This is a genomic window from Priestia sp. GS2, from assembly GCF_036409025.1.
Lineage (GTDB): Bacteria > Bacillota > Bacilli > Bacillales > Bacillaceae_H > Priestia > Priestia aryabhattai_A.
Genome location: NZ_JAZGJX010000001.1, coordinates 2,052,952 through 2,079,939 on the forward strand (window position 1 = coordinate 2,052,952; position 26,988 = coordinate 2,079,939).

The 26,988-nt window shown below is 38.4% G+C and carries 23 protein-coding genes; 5 read left to right on the forward strand and 18 right to left on the reverse strand.

The window, feature by feature from the left end:
- The first annotated feature begins 266 nt into the window (after positions 1-266).
- Positions 267-671: a GNAT family N-acetyltransferase gene (locus V2145_RS10720; RefSeq protein ID WP_179289186.1), complete on the forward strand. Its 405-nt coding sequence runs from the start codon at positions 267-269 to the stop codon at positions 669-671.
- A gap of 26 nt (positions 672-697) precedes the next feature.
- Here V2145_RS10720 and V2145_RS10725 read toward each other — a convergent pair whose 3' ends face one another.
- The 8 genes from V2145_RS10725 to V2145_RS10760 all read right to left on the reverse strand — a co-directional run bounded on the left by V2145_RS10725 (position 698) and on the right by V2145_RS10760 (position 8,662).
- Positions 698-2,062: a sensor histidine kinase gene (locus tag V2145_RS10725; RefSeq protein WP_094909828.1), complete on the reverse strand. Its 1,365-nt coding sequence runs from the start codon at positions 2,060-2,062 to the stop codon at positions 698-700.
- Between the two features lies 1 nt (position 2,063).
- Positions 2,064-2,741 (reverse strand): response regulator transcription factor, encoded by a 678-nt coding sequence (locus V2145_RS10730; RefSeq protein WP_330987677.1) that lies wholly within the window; start codon positions 2,739-2,741, stop codon positions 2,064-2,066.
- 84 nt (positions 2,742-2,825) lie between these two features.
- On the reverse strand, positions 2,826-3,710 hold the full coding sequence (gene galU / locus V2145_RS10735) for a UTP--glucose-1-phosphate uridylyltransferase GalU (protein ID WP_330987678.1): 885 nt from the start codon (positions 3,708-3,710) through the stop codon (positions 2,826-2,828).
- Positions 3,700-4,113 carry a GtrA family protein gene (locus V2145_RS10740; RefSeq protein ID WP_094909826.1) on the reverse strand — a complete coding sequence of 138 codons (414 nt, stop codon included), beginning with the start codon at positions 4,111-4,113 and terminating at the stop codon, positions 3,700-3,702. The genes galU and V2145_RS10740 overlap by 11 nt, the downstream gene beginning before the upstream one ends.
- Positions 4,106-5,068 carry a glycosyltransferase family 2 protein gene (locus V2145_RS10745; protein WP_330987679.1) on the reverse strand — a complete coding sequence of 321 codons (963 nt, stop codon included), beginning with the start codon at positions 5,066-5,068 and terminating at the stop codon, positions 4,106-4,108. Before V2145_RS10745 ends, V2145_RS10740 begins: the two co-directional genes overlap by 8 nt.
- On the reverse strand, positions 5,069-7,249 hold the full coding sequence (locus tag V2145_RS10750; protein WP_330987680.1) for a glycosyltransferase family 39 protein: 2,181 nt from the start codon (positions 7,247-7,249) through the stop codon (positions 5,069-5,071).
- A gap of 125 nt (positions 7,250-7,374) precedes the next feature.
- Positions 7,375-8,271, reverse strand: coding sequence for a manganese catalase family protein (locus tag V2145_RS10755; RefSeq protein WP_131886857.1), 897 nt, complete (start codon positions 8,269-8,271; stop codon positions 7,375-7,377).
- 154 nt (positions 8,272-8,425) lie between these two features.
- Entirely contained in the window at positions 8,426-8,662 is a 237-nt protein-coding gene (locus tag V2145_RS10760; RefSeq protein ID WP_256993235.1) for a YuzF family protein, read from the reverse strand.
- A gap of 148 nt (positions 8,663-8,810) precedes the next feature.
- On the opposite strand from V2145_RS10760, the gene V2145_RS10765 reads away from it, so the two are divergent.
- A complete protein-coding gene (locus V2145_RS10765) occupies positions 8,811-9,077 on the forward strand; it encodes a diaminopimelate epimerase (RefSeq protein ID WP_094909823.1) in 267 nt (88 codons plus the stop codon).
- Between the two features lie 2 nt (positions 9,078-9,079).
- On the opposite strand, the gene V2145_RS10770 is transcribed toward V2145_RS10765, so the two are convergent.
- The 8 genes from V2145_RS10770 to V2145_RS10805 form a co-directional block, all read right to left on the reverse strand.
- Positions 9,080-9,691: a DUF3298 and DUF4163 domain-containing protein gene (locus tag V2145_RS10770; RefSeq protein ID WP_256993234.1), complete on the reverse strand. Its 612-nt coding sequence runs from the start codon at positions 9,689-9,691 to the stop codon at positions 9,080-9,082.
- Between the two features lie 93 nt (positions 9,692-9,784).
- Positions 9,785-10,483 (reverse strand): ABC transporter ATP-binding protein, encoded by a 699-nt coding sequence (locus V2145_RS10775; protein WP_094909821.1) that lies wholly within the window; start codon positions 10,481-10,483, stop codon positions 9,785-9,787.
- 5 nt (positions 10,484-10,488) lie between these two features.
- Positions 10,489-12,114, reverse strand: coding sequence for an ABC transporter permease (locus tag V2145_RS10780; protein WP_397428364.1), 1,626 nt, complete (start codon positions 12,112-12,114; stop codon positions 10,489-10,491).
- 87 nt (positions 12,115-12,201) lie between these two features.
- A complete protein-coding gene (locus V2145_RS10785) occupies positions 12,202-13,281 on the reverse strand; it encodes a Fe(3+) ABC transporter substrate-binding protein (RefSeq protein WP_330987681.1) in 1,080 nt (359 codons plus the stop codon).
- 131 nt (positions 13,282-13,412) lie between these two features.
- Complete coding sequence (gene folD, locus V2145_RS10790; protein WP_094909819.1) at positions 13,413-14,267, reverse strand: bifunctional methylenetetrahydrofolate dehydrogenase/methenyltetrahydrofolate cyclohydrolase FolD; 855 nt, start codon at positions 14,265-14,267, stop codon at positions 13,413-13,415.
- 177 nt (positions 14,268-14,444) lie between these two features.
- A complete protein-coding gene (locus tag V2145_RS10795) occupies positions 14,445-15,521 on the reverse strand; it encodes an AI-2E family transporter (RefSeq protein ID WP_094910157.1) in 1,077 nt (358 codons plus the stop codon).
- Between the two features lie 369 nt (positions 15,522-15,890).
- The gene (gene aldA / locus V2145_RS10800; protein ID WP_330987682.1) at positions 15,891-17,342 is read right to left on the reverse strand and encodes an aldehyde dehydrogenase; all 1,452 of its coding nucleotides are present in this window, start codon (positions 17,340-17,342) and stop codon (positions 15,891-15,893) included.
- Between the two features lie 105 nt (positions 17,343-17,447).
- Entirely contained in the window at positions 17,448-18,806 is a 1,359-nt protein-coding gene (locus V2145_RS10805) for an alpha/beta hydrolase (protein WP_330987683.1), read from the reverse strand.
- Between the two features lie 120 nt (positions 18,807-18,926).
- Here V2145_RS10805 and V2145_RS10810 point away from each other — a divergent pair, with 120 nt between their 5' ends.
- Both V2145_RS10810 and V2145_RS10815 read left to right on the forward strand, forming a co-directional pair.
- Positions 18,927-19,304, forward strand: coding sequence for a hypothetical protein (locus tag V2145_RS10810; protein ID WP_131886861.1), 378 nt, complete (start codon positions 18,927-18,929; stop codon positions 19,302-19,304).
- A gap of 48 nt (positions 19,305-19,352) precedes the next feature.
- Positions 19,353-19,859: a hypothetical protein gene (locus tag V2145_RS10815; RefSeq protein WP_256993233.1), complete on the forward strand. Its 507-nt coding sequence runs from the start codon at positions 19,353-19,355 to the stop codon at positions 19,857-19,859.
- A gap of 36 nt (positions 19,860-19,895) precedes the next feature.
- Here the strand turns inward: V2145_RS10815 and gltD are convergent, their stop codons facing one another.
- Together gltD and gltB are read right to left on the reverse strand one after the other, a co-directional pair.
- Positions 19,896-21,377 (reverse strand): glutamate synthase small subunit, encoded by a 1,482-nt coding sequence (gene gltD, locus V2145_RS10820; protein WP_094909815.1) that lies wholly within the window; start codon positions 21,375-21,377, stop codon positions 19,896-19,898.
- A gap of 16 nt (positions 21,378-21,393) precedes the next feature.
- Positions 21,394-25,947 (reverse strand): glutamate synthase large subunit, encoded by a 4,554-nt coding sequence (gltB, locus tag V2145_RS10825; protein ID WP_311858412.1) that lies wholly within the window; start codon positions 25,945-25,947, stop codon positions 21,394-21,396.
- Positions 25,948-26,084: 137 nt separating this feature from the next.
- Between gltB and V2145_RS10830 the strand changes: the two genes are divergently transcribed.
- The gene (locus V2145_RS10830) at positions 26,085-26,987 is read left to right on the forward strand and encodes a LysR family transcriptional regulator (protein WP_094909813.1); all 903 of its coding nucleotides are present in this window, start codon (positions 26,085-26,087) and stop codon (positions 26,985-26,987) included.
- The last annotated feature ends 1 nt before the right edge of the window (position 26,988 follow it).

The following is a 26,988-nucleotide window of genomic DNA, read 5'->3' on the forward strand; positions in this document are numbered from 1 at the left end:
TGTAATATGAGCAGAAGATAGTCTCATCATATGCCTCCTCACCTAACCATCTCGATTTGGAGTTGAGATAAAAAAAAACTCATACTTTGACAAAGTATGAGCCTTCGGTTGACCGATCAGCAAATTAACTATCTCATTTTTCCAAATAATCTATAGTTATTATATTATTTATACTTTACCTATATGTCAAGTAGGAATTAAAAATTCGAATATTCCTTTTAGTTAAAATATGGTATTATCTATTGTAACTAAAAGGAGGTTTAAATGTGTCAACTACCATCACATATAAAGTAAATCAGCCAATTAATGCCCAACAACTAACTAACGTCTTTGCGTCTTCTGGTATCAATCGCCCTGTTCAAGACTTGACTCGAATTCAGAAAATGCTTAATCATGGGAACTTACTAGTTACAGCTTGGGATGATGAAAAGCTAATTGGAGTCGCTCGCTGTCTAACTGATTTTAGCTATTGCTGCTATGTATCGGACCTTGCCGTATGTAAAGAATATCAACAAAAAGGAATTGGGAAGGCCCTCCTTGCGCAAGTGAAAAAAGCAGCAACTAACCAAGCTGCTATCATTTTGTTATCTGCGCCAAACGCGGTTGAATACTATCCTCGCATTGGTTTTGAACATGTGGACGTTGCTTTTCGTATTCCTCGCTCCAATTAAAAGAGCCTCAAAGCATTTGTATAAACTCAGGTGCTTTGAGACTTTTTATTGGGAAGAAATACGGTGAACGTACTTCCTTTATTTATACGACTTTCAACAGAAATTGATCCCTCATGTAAGTTAATAATTTTTTTAGAAATCGCAAGACCTAATCCATTGCTTTTTAGTGACCTTGATTTATCTACTGTATAAAAGCTTTCGAAAATATAAGTTTGATCTTCTTCATGTATACCAATACCCGTATCCTTTACTGAAACCGTCACCCCTTCGTTCACAGAAGACATCGAAACTGCAATCGTTCCATTTTGATGAGTATATTTAATACTGTTTGAAAGCAGGTTAAGCCATACCTGTTCCAGCAGCTCTTCATCTCCTTCAATCTTAACCTTTTCTAAATCGAGCTCAATTTCAAGTCCCTTCCCTATCCACTGTGGCTCTAATGCCAAAATAACATGACGAATTTGTTCATCCAAATCGTACGTTTTTTGATGAAATGGATGATGCTCAGCATCTAATGACGCTAGTTTTAAAAGATTCGAGCTTAATTGTGAAAGCCTTGTACTTTCTTTTTCAATAATGGTTAAGTATTGCTGCTTTTTATCTTCACTCACAATATTATCTTTTAAAGCTTTTGAAAAGCCTTTAATAGAAGTTAAGGGTGATTGAATTTCATGGGAGACGCTCGCAATAAATTCTTGTCTCATCGTTTCAATTTTGTTGAGTTCTTTTGCCATTTGATTGAAATTTTGAGTTAGCAAACCAATTTCATCGCTAGATACATGCTCAACTTGAACCGAATAATCTCCTTTCCCTACTTTTTTCATCGCTCCACTTAGCCGTTGAATTGGTTTGATAAGAATTGTAGAAACATACGCAAATAAAATAATCCCGATAAACAGTACGCTTATGAGCTGAATAAGCTGCACGTCTTGAATAACGGAAATTTGCCTTTGAGGATGCGACTGAACAAATAACGCATATCTCTGATCGTTTTCAATAAAAGGTATTCCCACAATATTTGGTTTTGGTTTATTAGAGGGCTCACTCTCAACCGTCGAGAACCGATTTCCCTGCAAAACATTGTCTACAACACTTTTGTCAATGGGCAATGTTGGTCCTCGATCACCTAATACTCTTCTATTATATTCAGAATCAACAATGATAAATGAAAAGTGAATAAATGATGCATTGGATAAAAATCGAGCGGCTTCATCTGAACCATTGGCGCCATATAGCTGAATGAACTCCTCACCCATCCGAAACATATCTGGCTCTAACTTATCACCTAGTCTGTCTTTACTTAAAAGTGTTGTAATGGTAATTGTAATAACAACGCTTAGTACAATCGTTATAATAAAGGAAAGCACCAGTTTCAAATAAATTGACTTCACATTAACACCCTTCTAGTTTATAACCTAGCCCTCGAACAGTTTTAATTTCAATGTTCACCTTACGACTACTTTGATTTAAGCGCTCGCGCACCCTTTTGATGTGGACATCAATAGTTCGCTCATCCCCTTCGTAATCATAGCCCCAAATACTTTGGATAAGCTGATCTCTTGTGAAGATTTTCCCAGGTGAACTGGCTAATTTAAACAAGAGTTCAAATTCTTTTAGAGGAAGGCTTTCGACATACTCACCTACATGTACTTCCAGCTTGTTACGATCCAATCGTATATTTTCAATATGAATAATGTTGCTTGCTTCAATTCGGTACCTTCTCAAAAGTGCCTTTACTCTAGCAACTAATTCTTCAGGGTTAAATGGCTTGACAACATAGTCATCTGTTCCAATGTCAAAGCCTTTTAGCTTATCGTGAGCTTCCCCTCTAGCCGTTACCATGAGTACAGGTATATCAAAATATTCTTTAATCTCTCTTGTTAATTCCCAGCCATCTTTATAAGGCATCATAATATCTACCACGGCCAAGTCTACTCTAAATTCCTCCAACTTTTTCCACGCTTCTTCTCCATCACCGGCCTCAATCACTTTAAACCCTTGTATTTCTAAATAAACTAACATCAATTCTCGAATATGTTGATCATCATCTGCTACTAAAATTTGAATCACGTTTTATTTCCCCCGTCCATTATCATCCTTTATCATGTGACTTTATTATATAAATTAAATATGAATTGAATATGAACAATGCTCTTACCTTGTTTTCCATTGCTCCTGTTGAACAATTTGCTGCAAGTAAGGTAAAAATACATTCCGTAAATCTTCTCTTTTTAAAGCCATTTCAATCATTGCCTGTAAATAACCAAACTTACCACCAATGTCAAAGCGACTTCCTTTTAGTCGCACACTAAAAACCTGTTCATACTGAGATAAATCATTTATTGCATCTGTCAATTGTAATTCATTTCCTACTCCTTTTTCAATTTTTTTTAGTGACTGAAAAATAGAAGGCGTTAAGATATATCTTCCCATAATGGCTACATTGGAAGGTGCTTGCTCAAGCTTTGGCTTTTCTACCACACCTTCGACTGAATATACATCCCCTACCGCAGAGCTTGCTTTAATAATTCCATACTTTGATACATCTTCTTTCTTTACTTCTTTAACACCAATCACCGATTGATTTACTTCTTCATACGTCTTTATAAGCTGCTTCAAAGCTGGCGTTTCACCTACCATTACATCGTCACCAAGCAAGACTGCAAAAGGTTCATCTCCAATAAACTTCTCCGCACACAAAATGGCATGCCCAAGCCCTTGAGGCTCCTGCTGCCTGATATAATGTACGCTTGCCATTTTCGAAATACGCTGTACATTTTCCAATAGTTCATACTTTCCTTTTTCCGCTAGCAGATGCTCTAATTGAACTGACTTATCAAAATGATCTTCAATTGCTTTTTTATGCTTACCTGTAATAAAAATAATGCTTTCAATGCCCGCTTCTACTGCTTCCTCCACAATATACTGCACGGCAGGCTTATCAACGATTGGGAGCATTTCTTTTGGAATAGCTTTTGTGGCTGGTAGAAACCTAGTACCTAACCCTCCAACCGGAATGACAGCTTTTCTAACGTTCATATTGTTCCCTTCCTTCCATTGTTTTTGTAAACACATAGCGATTTGTTAACAAGAAATTAATTCCTAAACTACCTATACTTGCAGCCCCTTTACTTACAAAAAGATTAAAAGAGGCATATTCATGACATAGCCATAAAATCAGTGAACTACAAATGAATGTAACCAAATTGACCGCTAAAAATTTAGTCACTTCCTTAGCCGTTGAGGGTTCTTTTCGTTGAAAGGTCCATTTTCTGTTTAGCATATAGCTATTTGCAACTCCAGTTCCATAAGATAGACACTGAGCAATTAAATAGTACATGCCAAATGACGTGAGCACCATGTAGACACCTAAATCCATTATCGTGTTTAAGACACCAACTGATGAAAATTTTGAAAATGCAAGTAAACCTTTTTTATTCACGATGAGCAAACTTTCTTACCGGCTGTTGCTTGTATGTTTTTCGCACAATATAAAGCGGACGATTTTTGGCTTCGTCATAAATCCGCCCAATATATTCACCAATCATTCCTAAAATCATTAAGATAAAGCCACTAAATAACAGTTGAATAACAATAAGAGATGACCACCCTGCAATTGTGTTGTCCGTAAACAGCTTTAAATATAAAACGATAATAAGATAGACAAAGCCGATAAAAGATAAGGCTATGCCAGTATAGGTTGCTAGCTTTAAAGGCTTGTATGAAAAGGAAGTAAGACCATCAAGCGATAATTTCAGCATCTTTTTCAACGGATATTTTGATTCCCCTGCTGCTCGTTTATCTCGTTCATACTCCAAGGCAATTTGCTTAAAACCAACCCAACTCACAAGACCTCTCACAAATCGATTCTTTTCTTGTAATAGCTTCATTTGATCGCATACTTTACGATCTAACAAGCGAAAATCTCCCGTGTCTAAAGGAATGTCAATATCAGTCATCGATCGCAGTAATCGATAAAACATGGCGGCGGTATGTTTTTTAAAGTACGATTCTCCTTTTCTCTTTGTACGCTTCGCATAGACTACGTCGTAACCTTGCTTCCATTTATCAATCATTTGGAGAATCAATTCAGGTGGATCTTGTAAATCTGCATCAATCACCACAACCGCATCTCCTTTGGCATAATCCATGCCGGCAGTAATTGCAATTTGATGACCAAAGTTACGTGCAAAATCTAACAGCATAACTGACGAGTCTTGTTGACTATATTGAATTAAAATATCAGCTGTTTTATCGCGGCTACCGTCGTTCACGAAGAGAAGCTCATACGCTTCTCCCGTGGACTTCATCACTTCTGTTAAACGATGGTAGGTTGTATGAATAACTTCTTCTTCGTTATAAACGGGAATGACAATGGAATATTTAATTGCACTCATTTACTCTTCTCCTTCCATATCAACATAATAAAGCTTGGAAGCCCCTCCACCGGGACCAACTTGCTGATTATCCTCATTTTCTCGCCATTCTTCAGCAGAAACCTCTGTACCGTTTTCCTGAATCCAGCTAATAATCTCAGCGTTTCCTCCCATTCCTCGATTTCCTATTAAGAAATAATGAACATCTCCGCTTTCAACAAGCTCTTCAAGTTTTGTCACTGTTAGAATGGAATCAGCTCCTGAAAAGCCTCCCATCGTCATTACGGCTTCGCCCGTTTCAATGATATATGGTGCTGCCGTTGTTGAATCAAGGGTAGCAAATAGATACTTTGTTCCATTGCGATTTTTTTCAAGGAACGTAAGAAGAGACTGATTAACCTGTCCGTTCATTCCAGGACCATCATTCCTTTTCTCTCTATTGGTAGGACTCTTTTCATCATTAGGTGCTTCATTCGTACCTACTTGATTGTCATTGTTCATTGAGACATCTTGTTCATCACCTGGAAATGCCATATCATCTATTTGAGGCAGCTGGCCATCTTTGGAAGACGTTGGACCTGCTTCTGGAAGCATGCTGTTTCCACCGTACAAAATTGGTGTCATTGCCCAGTAAAGCGGACCAATCACAAGCACAATAAGTGCTGCTGTCATCATATACGTATTGATTGCTGAGCGCTGCTTTATGACCGCAAGTGCTAAAGCCAATATAATACCGATAATCCCTACAACCAAGATAAATGTAAGACCAATTGTTTCCTTGTCAGGTAGCATAATGCTAACCTGCAACCCAGCTGTTAATGCAATACCTATCGGCAACAGCCACGACTTCCAACCCTCGTTTTTACGATACGCCTTCCATAATACTGGGAGTCCTGCTCCTATTACTGCTGCTATTGGCGGTGCTAGCATGATAAGGTAATACTGATGGAAAAATCCTGCAATGCTAAAGAACAAAGCTACTGGTACTAACCACGCTAACCAAAATATAGTATGAAGAACTTTCGTGCTCAGGGTTTCTTTTAGCCTTACGCCACTCAATAAACCGATAATGCTTACAATCGCTAGTGGTAAAAACCAGCTAATCTGGTCTGCCAGCCCGTCTTGAATTAAGCGAAACACGCCAGGCGTTCCTGTATTAAATCTTCCAGTGTTTCCACCACCAGGACCATTGTTATCTCCGTCCATTTGTGGAGGGAACTGGCCACCTGGTGCATTTTTAAAATTCAAGTCTTGTCCACTATCTAAGTTTGAGTTTTGCTGATTTTCATTGTCACTTGAATCAGCTGTATTTTCTCCAGTTTGCAACTCTTCGTTTGCTAATGGTGGTTCATCTTGCATATTACCGCTTGGAGGTATCGGCTGTTCATTTTGTCCATTGCTACCCCCACTAGACATTTCTCCTGTCAAACGCGAAATACCGTTGTAACCCAGCGCTAACTCTAATACTGAGTTTGTTTCACTACTTCCAATATAAGGTCTTTTATCTTCTGGAATTAAGTCCACAATTGTTGCCCATGAAAGCGATACAACAATTAGTAGTACTGTTGCTCCAGATAATAAGCCTATTTTCTTCTTCCAGTCAATCTTTGCTGCTAGCCAGTAAAATAAATAAAATGCTGGTAAAACCATATAAGCCTGCATCATTTTCATATTAAATCCAACACCGATGAGCACAAACGCTAGAAACAGCCAGCGGTGTTTCTTCATGGCTACTGCTTTAAATAGCATCCACGTTGCTACTAATAGGGTAAAAACGAGTAAACTATCGATATTATTGGTTCGACTAACGGCTGGAACAATTGGCGTTATAGCCATGGTTAGGGCAGCTATTCGCCCCGCAGCTACACCAAATATTTTTTTTATCATGACGTATAGCAAGATAACTGATCCTACTCCTGCTAAAGCCTGAGGCAAAATCACACTCCAACCGTGAAAGCCAAAAATCTTAGCACTAATCGTTTGAATCCAAAACGCAACGGGCGGCTTATCCACCGTTACGAACCCAGCTGGATCAAACGATGCAAAAAAGAAGTTATGTAAATTTTGCATCATACTTTTGACAGCTGAGGTGTAATATGGATTGACATATTCATCTTCCCATATATTCATAAAGTTTAAGGCTACAGCCAGTGTTAAAATGCCCACTAACCATTTATCAATTCTTTTCTGTTTTCTATTCATTCTTTCACTCCTTTATTGATTGTAGAGTTAGTGTAATAGACGAATATGAACTGATTATGAACAATCTTCTTAGGTTAACTATTTATCTACAAAAAAAAGCAGGTGTAATCTACACCTGCTTATCACTATAGTCCTGCGTTACGCTGTAATCGCTTTGCAATCTCTGCGAACTCATCTGGACCTATTCCCGGAGCAAATTCTTCAGTTACTTCTTCTAAGTCTGGAATTTTCCCTCCTTTAGGCGTTCCTTCAATGACTTCTAGCTTCCCACCGTCTTCTGGGTGCGTACCTTTCCAAATCTTCGCAATTCCCATATAATCAGCATCACTGAATGTATAGAGACGGCGATGAACACCTTGGTCTTCATATTTTCTAGCAGCATCGAACGATTTATTGCTTAAATTTGGAATTGGCACTAGTTTTGTAACATCCACTCCGGTTGCAATCTCTAACGCTTTGGCGTATGCCACAACGTGAACGCCACCACGAACTAATAAATATCCAATCATTTCACGGGCAACAGGGTTATCCGTCATTTGATATACTCTCATTTTATGGGTTCTTGCCCCGCACTCTAAAAAGAAATTGTGCAATAAGTCCAGAATTAAATTTCCACTATTAAAGACATTTTCTCCTGTCCAAGCCTTTCCCATAGAATCAAACGGATAAGCTGTTTGCGCAGTGGCAATAAAATGCTGGGTATTACGTACATCCTTTGCATTCTGCATTGGCGTAATGTCTGGGTCACCAGGAAACGTAGATCCTTCTAACATAAGATTAATTGTATTAGAGACGAGTTCTACATGCCCAAATTCTTCTGCTGTAATGCTCGCGACTAAATCATAAAATGGACGCAGCTTTTTCTTTGTACGAAAATTAAACGACTGATACATATAGTTATTTAGCGTAGACATTTCTCCAAACTTCCCACCTAATAGCTCTTGTACAGCGGCAGCAGCGTTGGGATCTGGATTTTTCGGCTCTGGTAAATCAATTAATAATTTATCAATCCGCTTAAACATAGCGCATTCCTCCACTCTGTCTCTAAAAAATTCCATCCATTAAGATGTATGAAGTCATAAGGTTGTCTCATTCGCCAAATGAACTTTTATACAAAAAAAGTGCACCTCAACCGTTAAACCATCTAACAATTGAGGTGCACTTTTTCCCTACTTATTATTCAGGCATAATCCAAACAATTTGTTGAATACGTACAAAAAAGCTAGAATCTTTTGATTGAATGACAACGTGATCAATTTTAACATCCTTAACTTTTCCACGTAAATTTCCACGTACGGTTTCAATAACTACTTCTTTACCTTTAACTGATTCAAGAGTCGCAAATACATAAGGATCGACTTGGGTTACCATATAAGGCGCTTCATAATTACGTTCGTCTTGTTCATGAGCCATCCGTTTATCGTCTCCTTTTTTCTATTATCGTTTTAATGTATGCATCATTTTTTTAAACATGAACAGTTATTAACGTACACACTTATCCTTTACATAGCTTGAATCTAGTGAATATAATAAAACAAAAATGAAAAAAGGAAGGCTATTTATGAGCGAAGATTATGCATTTCGATTTCATATTAAAGACTCTTATTCAATAGACAAACCTGCGACAAAAGAAGCCCTTGTTTTCACAAAGATTAAAACAAAAGCAGGGGACACTCTTTTTGAAGGGGACGTACGCGTGCACGTTACTTCCATTGGAATATTTCCTGTACCAAAAGATATTGCAAATGCGGTATCAAATAAATCCCTTCGTCAGCAGTTAGCTGCAGAAGTAAAGCGCTACGTTCGTCCTCACCGAAATTTTTTGTAACCTTATCCAAACATTTGACCAAGAGGTCCTTCGTCTGCGATTATATCTTGAATATCATAAATAGAAATGGGAAAGTAAGGAATCCCATATGCATAGGGTGCTAAATCATAGAGCTGATAAAATAATACAAGCGATTTATCCGCGATATAAAAGTCTTGATCTGGCTTAATTCCCGTATATTCTCCGAGAACCATAATATCGCGCTCTTTAATCTGTACCTCCACGAGCTTAGATAAGCGCTGAACATAATTGCTATTAGGCTTGAATAAATCCTTTAATTTATAGACCTTTCCATTTTTGGTGTTAAAGGTCATAGGTACGACAACGGTTAACCCATGAGCGCCACCTGAAAAAGCATAGTTTATGAGCATTAAGCTCAGCACATCACGCTGATTGTTTTTCAATTCATAGTATCCCGTTTCGGTCGTATCAGGATTTTCTCCGTATCCTTGTTGAACAATTAATTCGTTTGTTCGTTTTAATAGCTTAGCGTTCATTTTATACTGAACTGCTTGATTAGCCATTCCATGAATAACTGGGTAAACAACGTCTAATTTCGGTTTCACGATGCGTTGAGAGTATACAAGAAGCGGCAGCGTAATCAATTTTCCCATCTCCCTTTACACTTGGTTTCAACTTAATGTATTCTCTTCATCTGCATTATACGACAATAAGAAAACAGCCACCTTACAACAAGTGGCTGTTTTTTATCCCAAAGATACGGCTCTCGTTAAGAGCTCTTCTGGCTTTCCAACTCTAATAATTTTACCTTTTTCCATTACAATAACCCGATCTGCTAATTTCTTAGCATCCGTTTGATCATGAGTCACAAAAATTGATGTTATGCCTGTTGTCTTTAATATTACTCTAAGCTCATCTCGTATACGGTGCTGTAAGTCCGTATCTAAGTTACTAAAAGGTTCATCAAACATCAGTAAAGACGGCGATGGTGCTAGCGCCCGAGCTAATGCTACGCGCTGCTGCTGTCCACCGCTTAGTTCATACGGGTAACGCTTTCCATACTCTGTTAATCCAACAAGTTCCAAGACTTCATCAATTCTTGCATACTTTTGCTTCCTCGTCATTTTCTTTAATCCAAACTTGACGTTCTCTTCCACATTCATATGGGGAAATAACGCGTAGTCTTGAAAGACAAGACCCACTCCTCTTTTTTCAGGTTGCATAAACACACGTGAATCACACATCGTTTGACTATTAATGATAATCTGACCTGTCTTTGGAACTTCCAGTCCAGCCAGTAGGCGAAGAACGGTACTTTTTCCACTACCACTTTGTCCGAGTATTGACACAACCTCTCCCTTCATGATCTCGAGGTTAAAATTTTCTATTGTCTCTTTTGAAGCGTTCCGATATTGAAAAGATAAATTATTGACCTGTACATACATAAGCTTTACTCCTTTTCTAGTACTTTATGAAAAAAGAAAATAGATACCCCGCTAATTAAAATAATAAGCATTGATGATACTGCTGCTTCATGAATCATTTCATTTCCTGCATACTCAAATGCTTTCGTCGCTAGCGTACTAAAATTAAAAGGCTGTAAAATTAAAGTTAGAGTTAACTCTTTTAAAATATCGATAAAGACGAGAATAAATCCGCCAAAAATGGCTCCTTTGATAAGCTTCATATCGACTTTAAAAAATGTTTTTGTCATGCTCATTCCTAATGTTCTAGATGCTTCTGTAAACGTTACGCCCACTTTTGAAAAGCCAGCTTCGACTGAGTTGTATCCAATGGATAAAAAGCGAATAACATAAGCAAAGATGAGCATGGCTACACTGACGCTTAGTACTAAAGTGGGTTCTTTACCCATTTGTTCGTACAGAGTGAAAAGCTGTTGGTCAAGAATCAAAAACAGTGCTAATACACCAATTGAAATAACGGCTCCTGGTACAGAATATCCAAGGATAATTACCTTTGAAAAGACTGCTGAAAGCACACCTTGAAAAAGTCTTGTGAAGTTTCCAACCACTAAGGCAATAACAATAATAATGCTTGCTGAAATAAAAGCTACTGATGTTGAATTCCAAATTAACTGCAGAAATTCTTGATTTAAAATTTGTTCATACGTCATAAGCGCCCATTGAGTTAATTGTGCAAACGGAATGAGAAAAGAAACCATAAAAATAAGTAGAAAATATAAAAAAACTCCCCAAGCCTTGACACCTTTTAACCGAACGGGTGTTAAAGGTCTCACTTTTGTCGTTGAATACCCAAACCGCTTGCGTCCTCGAAGGACCTTTTCAATTGTAAGTAAACCAACTACGATGAGCATAAGCATCCCGGAAAGCTTGATGGCTGAACCTAAGTCACTCATGCCAAACCACGCTTGAAAAATAGCGGTACTAAACGTTTGAACACCAAAGTACTTCACTACACCAAAGTCGTTTAGCACTTCTAAACTTACTAAGCTGACGCCACCAATAACGGCGGCACGTGATATAGGCAACACGACGCGAAAGAACAAGCGAAGCGGACTACTTCCTAAAAGTCTAGCATTTTCAATTAAAGATGCGGACTGCTTTTCGAGAAAACTCTTCGTAATAATATAAACATAAGGATATAAAAAAATAGTGAAAATAAAGATGGCTCCTGGTACGTTCATGATAGTAAAGTATTTTTGATTAACGGTGATATCAAATGAATTACGCAGTGTTGCTTGTATCACACCCGTATAATTTAAAATCCCATGATACGTGTACGCACCAATGTAAGGAGGGATGGCTAAGGGTAAGATAAGGCCCCATTTAAAAAATGAACGCATTGGAAAGTCATATGCTGACAAAAGCCACGCTGTACTTACTCCAATAAATGCTGTAAATATAGCCGTCGCACTGACAAGTGTAACGGTTGTTATTAAGTAATTTGCTAGTAAAAATTCTTTAATATGAGTCCAATTTTCGCTAGGTTCTGAGAAAAATTGAACGCTCATAATGAAAATCGGTAACAATACAACAGTAATAAACAAAAAGCTAAAAAATGACCACGTATTAAACTGAATCTTTACCTGCCTGATTAAGTTCAATTACTTCTCCCCACCTTTACTATAAATAGATAGTGCCGTACCTCCAAACGGAAATACGGCATAAAGAGTATCTATTTTTTATTTCCAGCTTACTTCATTAAATAGCTTAACAGCTTCAGCATTCTTTTCACCAAGCTCAGATAAGTTTAGGTCTTGCTCTTTAAACTCTCCCCATGACTTTAAAAGCTCAGATGGCTCTACGTTCGGGTTAACTGGGTACTCATAGTTTGCTTCAGCAAATTTCCCTTGCGCTTCTTCGCTAGACAAGAATTCCATTAACTTAATCGCATTTTCTTTATTTTTAGCATGCTTTGTTAAACCAATACCGCTGACGTTAATGTGTGTACCATCTGTCTCTTGGTTCGGGAAAAACACGCCTACTTGATCTGCTACCTTTACTTCTTCTGGATCTGTAGAGTTTTTCATTACACCGATGTAATACGTATTCATAATAGCAACGTCACCTTCACCAGCAACAACCGCTTTTGCTTGGTCACGATCATTTCCTTGGGGATCACGCGCCATATTTTTCACAATTCCCTTCGCCCACTCTTTTGCTTTGTCTTCACCGTTTAGTGAAATAAACGAAGCAAGAAGCGACTGGTTATAAACGTTTTCAGAAGGCCTTACAAGTACTTTACCTTTCCACTTTGGCTCTGTTAATGCTTCATATGTTGATAAATCTTCTGGCTTCACACGATCTTTTGCATAAACAATTACACGTGCGCGCTTTGTTAAACCAAACCATTCGCTGTCTTTATCACGAAGGTTTGCAGGAATATTGTTATTTAATGTTTCGCTTTCTACATTTTGAAGCAATTCTTTTTCTTTTGCCCAGTGTAATCGACCGGCATCAGACGTTAAGAATAAATCACCTTTTGTTGCTTGTCCCTCTCGAGAAAGACGTTCAATCAGTTCGTTTTCCTCTCCTTTGACAACGTTTACTTTAATACCCGTTTCTTCCGTGAACGCTTTGTATAATGCATCGTCTGTTTCATAGTGACGGCTAGTATATAAGTTTACAACCCCTGGACCTTCCTTTTTATTACTCTTTTTCTCACTTGATGATTGATTGTTTTCTGATGCTCCGCAGCCTGCTAAAAACACAAGCGTTAAAACCATTAGCAAACTAAAAAGTTGTGTAAGTTTTTTGTTCATGCCCCATTTTCTCCTCTATGTATATTCTAATGACTACACGTTAATTATTAATGATAATCATTATCAAGTCAATATACTTTTTAAAAATAAATAAAAAAAGGTTCCAACCCAAATGGCTGAAACCTTTATTTTCACACTAAACCGTTAATTGTTTTTGCAGCATCAACTGTATTTTTTAATAGCATCGTAATTGTCATTGGACCAACACCACCAGGTACTGGAGTAATATATCCTGCTACTTCTTTTGCTGGTTCATAATCAATATCACCAACAAGCTTTCCATTTTCCATCGTGTTTCCAACATCAATAACGATAGCACCTGGCTTTAGGTCTTCTGCTTTTACTAAGCGTGGTCGCCCAACGGCAGAGACTAAAATATCAGCTTGTTTAATCATTGCTGATAAATCTTTTGTGCGTGAATGAGCAATCGTTACCGTTGCATTCTCTTGAAGAAGCAGCATAGCAACTGGCTTTCCAACAATGTTGCTGCGACCAATTACAACTGCATGTTTACCTGAAATTTCTTCACCTGAACGCTTGATTAACTCAATGATGCCGTGTGGTGTACATGGAAGGTAGCACTCGTCTCCAATCACCATATTTCCAACGCTTACGGGGTGGAAACCATCTACGTCTTTTTTAGGAGAAATCGCGTTTAACACAGCTTTTTCATCAATATGATTTGGTAATGGCAGCTGTACTAAAATCCCATGTACAGCTTCACTTTCATTAAGCTGTTGAATTTCTTGTAATAGATCTTCTTCTGTAATGTTAACATCACGTTTAATTACTTCTGATGCCACACCAATTTCTTCACATGCTTTTGCTTTAGCTTTTACATAAGAGTGTGAAGCTGGATTATCACCTACTAGAATAACTGTAAGTCCTGGTACAACACCTTGCTCTTTTAACTGTGCGACTTCTTCTTTTAAAGCGGCACGTAATTCTGCTGCTACTTCCTTACCTTTAATAATCGTTGCTGTCATGTAAAACGGCTCCTTCCAAATCTTTATCTACGAATTATATTAAATAATCTAACACAAAAGTTCGTATTTTTTCAACATTTTTATAAAAAACTATTATCTTTTTATCTATAATTCAAAAATAAACGGATAATATCTACAAAAAAACGTGTATGATATACATCACACACGTCGCTTATTCTACTCGTCATTTTCCATTAGTCTACCATAAATGTGGCTAACAACTACTTTTAGAACTGTATACGTCGGAAGTGCCAATAACAACCCTAAGAACCCTACTACGCTACCCGCTATTAATAACAGTAAAATTACGGTTACAGGGTGGACGTCAAGCTTTCTTCCCATTACTTGAGGAGAAATTAAGTTACTTTCAATTTGTTGAATAATTAACACACCTAAAATAACGTAAAGCGCCATATACGGATCTTGAATTAAGCCCATAATAACACCAGGGAGAGTCCCAATGAACGGGCCAATAAACGGGATAAGGTTCGTAAATAATGCAATTAGGGCTAACACAAGTGCATTATCTAACCCAATTAATAAATACCAAATATAAACGCAAACTCCAACGAACATACTGACAATAATTTGCCCTTGGATAAATGCACTTAGTCCTGTGTTTATCTTACTTAAAATTTCGTCAATATCATGACGGTAGCGCTTTGGTGTTAAATGAACAATTCGCTTAGGTAAGTTTTCTCCGTCTTTTAACATATAAAATAATACAAATGGAACGGTAATAATAACAATAATTGTACTAGTTAAAAAGTCAAAGATTTTTAACGTACTTGTACCAATTGTTGTTGCCATATCTCCCACGTTACCAAGTATATCGGTTAAACGTTGCTCTAAATCAAACTTTGTTGCTTCTTCCGCAAAGCGAGCGGTAAACGGTGAATGTTGAAGATCTTTAATTAAATTCATTACGTCTTTCGCAAGCGTTGGAAGGTAATTTGCTAAGGACAACAGCTGTTCCTGAATAATAGGATATAAAAACACAATTCCACCGGTTAAAAGACCAATGAATGAAAGAAAAACAAATAGAATAGCTAATGTTTTTGGGATTTTTGCTCTCATAATTAACCGAACTATAGGGCTTAGTAAGTAATATAAAACCCCTGCAATTAAAATTGGAGCTAAGATAGTTGTAATCATAACCCCAATTGGCTGTAAGATATACTGTACTTTTGACAGCATAAATAAAATTAATAATAACAATAAAATTCCTAATCCACTTTTAAAGAAACGCGGCATTTTCACACGATCTACTCCCTAATTTATCTTGATTTATTTGTTAGCTTTAAAAGCTTAAAATCTCACTCCTCCTTAAGGGTGTATAAATATATGTATTTCGTATATATGTAAATACGAACTATATTTCATGTAGTTTCATATTTTTTAAAATGTTTCACATTGTATTTTATCATACCAAATTAACAGGAAAATTCAAGAAATTCGGTCTCATCGTATACAAAAAAGAGCTAAGGCATAACGAAATGGTCCTTTTAACTTGTTTTTGAAATAAAAAAAGATATCCGAGCTATCAAAAGTGGTTAACTTCTAATAGTTCGGATATCTCGTTAGCTAAAATACTTACGCCCCAGCCACAAACTTGGATAGAGGTTATGAAAAATCTTTATTATATTCCATATAAACGACTTGCGTAACAAGAAAATCTTCTACACCGTGCTTACCATCAGCTCCCCCTAATCCTGATTGTCTCATACCAGCATGATACCCTTGCATGGCTTCAAAGTTTTCTCTGTTTACAAATGTCTCACCGAATTTCAACTCGTTTGCTGCTTTCATTGCCTCATGAATATTATCCGTGTAAATTGATGAGGAAAGACCATACTTTGAATCATTCCCTAGCTCTATGGCTTTATCTAGATCTTTATAAGTCATAATTGGCAAAACTGGGCCAAAGACTTCTTCCTGCATGATTTCCATGTCCTGCGTCACGTTGAGTAAAACGGTAGGTTCATAGAAATAACCTTTTTCTTTTTCTAAACGTTTGCCACCTGTTTGAATTTCGGCACCTTGCTTTACTGCATTTTCTACCATCTTTTCTACTGTTTCAAGGCGCTCTTTACTTACAAGCGGTCCCATTTCCACGTCTTCATCTGTTAAAGGGTTTCCAATTTTCACATTGGACATTTCCTGCGTTATCTTTTTAATAAATTCTTCAGCAACGTCTTCATGAACATATACGCGCTCAGCATTTGTACAAGCTTGGCCTGCGTTCGTAAGACGAGATGTTTTAATACTTTTAACCGCAACGTCTAGATTTGCATTCTTTGTTACGATGGCTGGTGCTTTGCCGCCGAGCTCTAAGTTAACTTTGGTAATGTTTTTCGCTGCTGCTTCCATCACTTTTGTACCCGCTGGAACGCTGCCCGTCATTGTAACAATCCCTACTTTCGGATTGCTTGCCATCGCTGTCCCAATTGTAGACCCTGTTCCTGTAATAAAATTATATACTCCGGCGGGAAGTTCTTTCATGTCTGCAATAATCTTTGTAAATTCAGCAGCTGTGTTTGGTGTTTGTTGACTTGGTTTTAAAACAATGCTACATCCGGTAATCAGAGCTGTTGCTACTTTTCGCGCTAGAATAAACATCGGAAAATTCCAAGGTATTATTCCTGCCACAACGCCAATTGGACGTTTGTACAAAAAGATGTTTTCATTTGGTTGATCACTTGGAATAATTTCTCCTTCAATACGCCGAGCCCATTCTGACATGTAATAAAAATATTCAATGGCAGTGTCAATTTCTCCTTCAGCTTGATCTTTGCTTTTTCCCTGCTCTTCCATAAGTAGTTGTACGAAACGTTCACGCTTTTCTTTTATTTGATTCCCAAGCTTCCGAACCACTTTCCCTCTCTCCACCGAAGGGACTTTTTCCCATTTCTTTTGCGCTTCGTATGCTGCATCGATTGCCTTATTTGCATCTTCTTCTGTACCTTTATAAATTTTTGAAATAACTTCTTCCGTTGAAGGATTTACCACTTCAATTAATTCTCTCGATGTTGAGTCCGTATACTGTCCGTTAATATACATTTTATGCGTCATCATTTCAGGTCCACTCCTCGTTATCTATTAAATAGTTAATATGCTCTTATTCTGTATCTTCCACTCTCTCTGAATTTTAAACATTAAAAAACAGGGAAGGCATTAAGCCTATCCCTGCGTTGTTAATGGATTCATATGTTGCTTTGTTTTTAAGTTCGTTATTTTATAAGGCTCAGTAGGCGCATGAACAAAATGACTTTCAGGTGGGTTTACCGTATCTTCTACCCATTTAATAAGCAGCTCAAATGCTTGATATACGTATGGAAGCATAGGCTGAAGCTTGCGGTTAGGGTCTACATTCTCATTCCATACAAGTCCATCAATATGATTTCCATTTTCAATCACGTAATGGCGATGCAATTTAGCTTTACCTGCTTTTTTTACTAGCTGTTCATAAGGATACGCATGTACACTAGGGAAAATAAGGGCATCATATGCTGCCGTTACGCTAATTAAAGGCGCTGTAAGTTCTCCTGTGTTTTCAATTTCCTTCACTTTGTCTTTAACTTTCTGTGGACGCTTTGCGTAACTATACTTTTCAAAGATATAATCATGGGACCGGTCACGAATACCTTGCTCATTTAAAGCTAAGTATTCAGGCCACTGTAGTCTTTTAGGGGCTTGAAAATCAAAATGATCTCGATAAATATTAAGTGTTAAAAACCAATAATATTGATCGTGATAAGGCCATAAAAATTCTGTTCCTTTAGGTAATCCCGCTTCGTATAAAGAATGGACTGCTTCAGAGTTCCCATCATATAAAGCAGCCTTTGCAGACTGAATAACCTTTGTAAGAGATGTAATTAAATTAGGGTCTTCTGCTCTCCAAAGTACACCTTCCCACTCTACAGCTCCGTTAAAGAGCCTTGGCTCACCGTTTTTCCCGTCATTTTCTATCGCATATCGAATAACGTAGCCACCATTTGAAATGCCCATACCATATGTAGGAATCTCAGATGCTACTTGAACTGTCTTATAGTGCGTAAGCAAGTATTCTTGAGCGTAGCATACCGTTGCACGAAATTGCCTATTCCATTTAGCAAGTGAAGCCCCTTCTATTGATAAAGCATTTTTGGCTTTCGCGAATGGATCACCTTCTTTATCCTTTCCCGGTGTTCCTTTATCAGAAGCTACAAATGCATACCCTTTAGCTAGCACATAGTCACTAAACAATAAGTCGGTTGACGTCTCACCCCGCGTAGCTGGAATACCGGCAGCAACTAGCTTTCCATTCCAATTATCAGGAATTCGAAGAACGATATTTCCATCTTCTACTCTATCTCTAATTTGAATTCCCGTAATCTCTTGAGGCTGATACATATGATACCATCCTGTTTTTTCTTGTTCATTCCCCCAGGAAACCGGTGCTAAGCCGATGTTGCCATCAACCATAGCTGCAGCAAGCTGAGCTGGATTTTTCGTTGTCAACCAGTTTTCATTTTTACCATCAAATATTTGGACATTCACACTATCAATCTCCCGTCATATTTATATGTTATGGATGATTATCTAGGTGAAAACACTATAGTTAAATTTTACCTCTTTCCATATAAAAAGTATAGGTAAAGATTATAGGGTGGGATAAAGATGATAAACGCTTGGGAGTTAAGACTTACCTTTATAAGTCCTGCTGTTGCGTCGTATGAGACATGGATAGTAACTGATTTCGACCTTATTAAGGAACAAAACAGTATATCCTACAAAAATCAATGTACTTCTATACTTGGGTCATTCACTGTTCCTTCCAGTGGGATCAAGCCGCTACAAGCATCAATTGAAGTTGACTTGTTAAAAGCTTTTGATTGCTATTATAGTAGCTTACCTGCCAAAGAAACTTTTCTTGATACACCTATTTATATTAACGTTTTCACAAAAAATTCAGCTTACAGTACCTGGGAATACTTTAAAACACCTCGATATTACTTAGAAAAACTTCACCAGTACACAAACCATCCCGTTTACTAATTGATAAACGATTATTTACTTTACACTAATTGAAAGCGAGTGAAATGAATGTATTATTATCACTGGAGCTACCCAGACTATACTCCAAACTATCACACAATGCCTCAATACACCTATGCTGTACCAACAATTAATACGTCTTACGAGGAACCATACCGATATGATGAGAATCAGTATGCATACTTAACTCACCAAGTTGAGTTTATGCGCGCTACTAAAGACGTCGACCGCGTGATGAAAATTTTAAAAAGGCAATATCGAAGCATTTATCGTGAAGCACAACGCGGAGGCATGGACGATAAACTAACCGAATACTTGTTTCGTTCAATTGTAAGGTTTGTAGATGATAACTATAATAGCTTTACAGGAACCATTAACCAAAAAGTTGAGAAAGCATACCGACAGCTTCAGCGAAGAGAACCGTGGATTTTTGAGCTCATGGCGTTATATAGCGTGTCCCCTGCTTCACAAGCTCGTATTACCACAACCGTTTTAACCGTTGCCTTTGAGCATCTCCGCAAGAATCCTGGGCCTGGTGGGCCTAACCCACGCTAAAAAAAGAGGACTACAGTGTAGTCCTCTTTTTGAATGTTATGGCAGTACAGTAGCTCCCATTAAGTAGTGATCTACTTGTTTTGCTACTTCGCGACCTTCATGAATAGCCCATACAATAAGGCTCTGACCACGACGTGCGTCTCCGGCAGCAAATACACCTTCAACATTTGTTGTATATTTTCCGTACGCTGCAGCCACTTTGTTGTTTTTCGTTTCAACACCCAACTGCTCAAGAACAGGTTGTTCAGGCCCTTCAAAACCGATTGCGATAAAGACCAGTTGAGCTGGCCAAACTTTTTCTGTTCCTGGAATTTCATTAAATGTATAACGACCGCTTTCATCAACAAGCTTCTCCATCTGAATTGTATGAAGCTCTTTTAAATGACCATTTTCATCAGCGACAATTTTTTTTGTTTGAATTGAATACTCTCTCGGATCATCTCCGAACTTTGCCTGAGCCTCTTCATATGCATATTCAAGATTAAACACTTGAGGGTACTCTGGCCACATGTTATCAGATGTACGTTCTGTTGGAAGCTGAGGGTGTTTACCAAATTGAACGACGCTACGACATTCTTGACGTAGTGCTGTTGCTACGCAGTCTGCTCCTGTGTCCCCTCCCCCAATGACAATTACATCTTTGCCTTTAGCATCGATATACTGACCGTCTTTAAAATTAGAATCTAGCATACTTTTTGTTGTCGTTGTCAAATAGTCCATTGCAAAATGAATACCTTTTGCTTCTCTACCCTCAATGACTAAATTACGCTGCTTTTGAGCACCCGTACAAAGGATAACCGCATCGTACTGCTCTTGAAGTTCTTCGCGCGTTACGTCTTTGCCCACTTCTGTATTTGTAACAAAATCAATACCTTCTTGCGTTAATAAGCGAATTCTTCTTGCCACTACCTCTTTATCAAGCTTCATATTAGGAATGCCGTATGTTAGCAAGCCACCAGGACGATCTGCACGCTCATATACAGTTACAGAGTGTCCTGCTTGGTTCAGCTGATCTGCACTTGCTAAACCAGCTGGCCCTGAACCGATAATGGCTACCTTTTTCCCCGTACGCTTCTCTGGAATACGCGGTGTAATCCAACCGTTTTCAAACCCTTTATCAATAATTGCTCGTTCAATATTTTTGATTGAAACTGCAGGGTCTGAAATAGCTAATGTACAGGATCCCTCACAAGGCGCTGGACAGACGCGCCCTGTGAATTCAGGGAAGTTATTTGTTTTTACTAAACGATCAAGTGCTTCTTTCCACTGACCTCTATATACTAAATCGTTCCATTCTGGAATCAAATTATAAATTGGACAGCCCGATGTAAAAGCATTAATATCCATCCCCATATGACAAAATGGAGTTGCACAATCCATACATCGTGCTCCTTGTCGACTCAGTGCCTCATCAGATAAAGGAGCAGCATATTCGTTCCAGTCACTTAAACGTTTTAAAGGATCTCTTTCTTTGCCTTTTTCACGTTTAATTTCCATAAATCCTGTTGGTTTTCCCATTTTACTCTCCCCTTTCTTACTGAGCTACCGCTTCTTGTTGTTTTGAAATTGACTTCTTTTCTTGCTGTGCATTTTCTTCAAATGCGCTCATAATTGCTTCCTCTTCAGAAAGCCCTGCTTCTTTTTGTTCTTCAATACGAGTAATCATACGCTTGTAATCATTTGGAATAACTTTTACGAACTTACTAATCATTTGTGACCAGTTCTCTAAAACAAACGCTGCTTTTTGGCTATTTGTATATTCAAGGTGACGCTCAATCATCGCTTTTACTTCGCCTGCCTCATGAGCTTCTAAACCTTCAAAACCAATCATTTCTTGATTACAAAGCTTCTTAAATTCGTCTTTATCATCTGCCAGTACGTATGCAATACCACCTGACATACCTGCTCCGAAGTTTTTACCAACAGTTCCCAGAACAACAACTCGACCACCTGTCATATATTCACAGCCGTGATCCCCGATACCTTCCACCACAACATGCGCACCGCTGTTACGAACTGCAAATCGCTCACCTGCTCTACCACTTACGTATGCTTCTCCACTTGTTGCACCGATAAAAGCAACGTTTCCAACAATAACATTGTCACCTGAAACGATAGTAGATTGCTTTGGTGCAGATACCGTGATTTTTCCACCTGACAAACCTTTACCAATATAGTCATTGGCATCACCTGTTAAATGGAGCGTCATACCAGTTGGAATAAATGCTCCGAAACTTTGGCCAGCTGAACCTGAGAAGCGAAGCGTAATCGTATCCTCAGCCAATCCTTGCTCACCGTAACGTTTGGTAATTTCACTACCAACAACCGTACCTACCACTCGATTCGTATTATGAATATCTAATGAAAGGTCCACTTGATATTGCTCTTCAATCGCTTGCTGTACAGCAGGTAAGATTTTTTGCACATCTAGAGACTGATCAATTTTATGATTTTGAGGCGTCTTAAACGTACGCACACCATCTACTTGATGTAAAAGTGTTGTCAAATTTAAGTACTGCGCTTTCCAATGTGACTGTGCACGCTCACTAACATGCAGCACATCTGTGCGTCCAACCATCTCTTCCATTGTTTTGAACCCTAGCTCCGCCATAATTTCACGAACTTCTTGTGCAACAAAACGCATATAGTTTACGATATGATCTGGCTCACCCAAGAACTTTTTACGAAGCTCTGGATTTTGTGTTGCTACACCAACAGGACATGTATCTAAATGGCAAGCACGCATCATGATGCAGCCTAATACAATTAGTGGAGCCGTAGCAAACCCATACTCTTCTGCACCTAAAAGTGCTGCCATAACAACGTCTTTTCCTGTCATTAGCTTTCCGTCTGTTTCTAGCACTACCTTCTCGCGAAGGCCGTTTAACATTAGAGTTTGGTGAGCTTCCGCTAAACCTAACTCCCAAGGTAGGCCCGTATGTTTAATACTCGTTTTTGGTGACGCACCTGTTCCACCGTCGTATCCACTAATAACAATTACATCTGCTACACCTTTTGCAACACCAGCAGCAATCGTTCCAACACCTGCTTTTGATACAAGCTTAACGCTAATACGAGCATTACGGTTGGCATTTTTCAAGTCATGAATAAGCTGAGCCAAGTCTTCAATTGAATAAATATCATGATGTGGTGGAGGAGAGATTAATCCCACTCCCGGAGTAGATCCACGAACATCTGCAACCCATGGATATACTTTGTTTCCTGGCAGCTGTCCGCCTTCTCCTGGTTTAGCTCCTTGAGCCATTTTAATTTGCAACTCATCAGCATTTACTAAATAGTGACTTTTCACACCAAATCGTCCTGATGCAATTTGTTTAATGGCACTTCGACGGTTATCACCGTTTTCATCAAGCTCATAGCGTCTTGGATTTTCTCCACCTTCACCACTATTGCTTCTAGCACCTAATTTATTCATTGCAATGGCTAATGCTTCGTGTGCTTCCTCACTCAAAGAACCAAACGACATAGCGCCTGATTTAAAGCGTTTAACAATAGAATCCACAGATTCTACTTCATCGATTGAAAGAGCTGGACGTTCTTGTTTAAAGGCAAACAGGTTACGTAAGAACCCAATACGCTCTTCGTTTGCAGCCTCGGAAAACTGCTTAAATAAATCGTAATCACCTTTTCGACAAGCCCATTGTAAGGTATGAATCGTTTTCGGGTTAAACGCATGATGCTCACCCGTTTTTCGCCATTGGAAGTCACTTCCCGACTCTAAAGTCTGCTCGTATGCTTCAGCATAAGCTAATTGGTGACGTGTACGCGCTTCTCTTCCAATAACGTCTAGACCAATTCCTCCTAATTGAGATGCTGTACCTGTAAAGTAAGCTGCAATAACTTCTTCACCGATTCCAACTGCTTCAAAGATTTGAGCTCCTCGGTAACTTTGCACAGTAGAAATTCCCATTTTAGACATTACTTTTACAACGCCTTCAGTAACTGCTTTTACATACTTTGTTACCGCTACTTGATAAGACGTTTTTAAATTACCAGCTGCAATTTCATAATCATACGTTGCAAATGCTAAATAAGGGTTGATTGCGTCTGCTCCATAACCAATTAAAGCTGCAAAATGATGTACTTCACGAACTTCTCCAGATTCAATAACTAAGCTGACCTTTGTACGACTTCCGCGACGAATTAAATGCTGGTGAAGAGCACTTGCAACTAATAAAATTGGCATCGCAGCACTGTTGGCATTAATATCTCGATCACTTAGGATTAAGATACTAGCACCCTCTACAATTGCTTTTTCTGCATTATTAAATAAGCCTTCTAAAGATGTTTTCAAGTCATCTTTAAATACTGTTGAAAGAACAGCACTCTTGAAACCTTTAATACTATCTTCTTTTAACGTTTGAAGCTGTCCATTCGTTAACACTGGCGTTTCTAGCTGGATGCGGCGACTATTTTCTTCTGTTGGATGCAATAAATTACCTTCTGCACCTAACAGCGTCATTGTTGAAGTAACAAGCTGCTCACGAATTGCATCGATTGGAGGGTTCGTTACTTGCGCAAACAACTGTTTAAAATAATTAAATAGCGATTGAGGTCGATCTGAAAGAACCGCAAGTGGCGTATCATTTCCCATTGAACCTAACGGATCTTTACCTTCATTCACGACCGGTAGTAAATATTTATGAATGTCTTCATACGTATAGCCAAATGCTTTTTGACGCACAACTAAATCGTCAAAAGATTCCGGCTTTTCATCAGCTGAGTGAGCTAACTTTACCATCTGCTCATCTAACCACTGCTGATACGGTGCTGCTTGCGCCATTTCAGCTTTAATTTCTTCGTCTGAAATAATGCGCCCTTCTTCTAAATCAATTAGCAACATTTTTCCTGGGCTTAAACGCTCTTTATAAAGAACATTGTCCTCTTCTACTGGAATAACTCCTACTTCAGAAGAAAGAATAATATAATCATCTTTTGTCACGTAATAACGCGCTGGACGCAATCCATTTCTATCTAAGATTGCACCAATCTGTTTTCCATCAGTAAATGAAATAGCAGTCGGTCCATCCCATGGCTCCATAAGAGCGCTATGGTACTCATAAAATGCACGCTTCTCATCAGACATATGAGGATTCTCAGTCCAAGGTTCTGGAATCATCATCATTGCAGCATGCGCTGGCTTTCTGCCTGCTAACACGAAAAACTCAAGTGCATTATCAAGAATGGACGAGTCGCTGCCTTCGCTATCTAAAATTGGCAGTACTTTATGAAGATCTGAACCAAAAGCTTCTGAAACGAACTGCTGCTCACGTGCTTTCATCCAATTTTGATTTCCACGAAGCGTATTAATTTCGCCGTTGTGAATTAAATAACGATTTGGATGCGCGCGCTCCCAGCTCGGAAACGTATTTGTGCTAAAGCGTGAATGCACTAAAGCAAACGGAGATGTAAAGCTTTCATCTTGTAGGTCAAGGTAAAACGCATCTACTTGCTCTGGTGTTAATAAACCCTTATAAACAATCGTTCTGCTAGATAAACTTGAAAAGTAAACGCGGTTTTTACGCTCTGCTGCCCAATACTCAGCTTGTTTACGAATAATATATAATTTGCGTTCGAACGCCAAATCATCTGTAATGCTTTCATCTGCACCAATAAATACTTGGCGCACGTGCGGACAGCTTTCTTTCGCGACTTTTCCGATTTTTCCGACATTTGTTGGTACAGTTCTCCAACCAATCAGCGCTTGCCCTTCTTGTTCAATTAAAGCATTGATATACGCTTCGATTTCTTGTTGTTCTTGCTCATTATTTGAGAAAAAGATCATGCCTACACCGTAGCGACCTTTTTGAGGTAATGAAAAATCAGTACATGCTTTTGTAAAAAAGTCATGTGGAATTTGAACCATTAATCCCGCTCCATCACCCGTTAGCGGATCACTTCCTTGACCACCACGATGATCTAGTTGACAAAGCATATTTAGTCCTTTTTTTACGATGTCGTGCGATGCCACTCCTTTTAAGTGAGCATATAATCCGATTCCGCATGCATCGTGCTCAAACTCAGGACGGTAGAGACCTTGAGCTTTCGGCATTTGATTGTATGTCATTTTTTTCTCCCCCGTTCGTTTTCTTTATCTATTTATTAAGACCACTTGGTTATATTTTAAGTTTTCAAATTAATATAAACAATATATAATTTAGATGAAACCAATCTCATTTCGAGATATAGAGAAGGAGTAAGCCAATGGAACTTAGACAATTACGCTATTTTATGGAAGTTGCCAGACGTGAGCACGTATCTGAAGCGGCTGAACATTTGCACGTTGCACAGTCTGCTATCAGCCGACAAATTGCCAATTTAGAAGATGAACTGGGCGTGGAGTTATTTCAAAGAGAAGGAAGAAATGTAAAGTTAACGTCGATTGGAAAATTATTTCTAGAACATACGGAAACGGCTATGAAAGCAATTGATTATGCAAAAGAGCAAGTGGATGAATATTTAGATCCTGAGCGAGGAACGATTAAAATCGGATTCCCTACCAGTTTATCAAGTCATCTTTTACCTACGATTATATCTGCGTTTAAAGAGAGTCATCCAAACGTTGCTTTTCACTTAAGACAAGGTTCTTATAAGTTTCTTATTGAATCCGTTAAGAAGCGAGATATTAATATTGCTTTTTTAGGCCCTGTACCTGTAGACGATGAAGATATTGAAGGGCATATTTTATTTACGGAAAAGATACTGGCACTTGTTCCTTCAAGTCATCCCTTAGCAACACAGGAAAATTTACGCCTTCGTGATCTACGTAACGAAGATTTCGTTTTATTCCCAAATGGATTTGTGCTTCGTAAGATTGCCGTGGATGCTTGTAAGCAAGCTGGATTTATGCCGAATATCTCATCTGAAGGTGAAGATTTAGATGCAATTAAAGGTCTAGTCTCAGCAGGTATGGGAATTACACTTTTACCTGAAAGTACGGTCTCTGAAACAACGCCAAGATTCACAACAAAGATTCCTATCCATACTCCTGAAGTGAAACGAACAGTTGGAATGATTATCCCAAGAAACCGAAATTTAGCACCCTCTGATCAAATCTTTTATGAGTTTGTTAAATCCTTTTTTGCTATGTTAGAACAGTATAAATGAA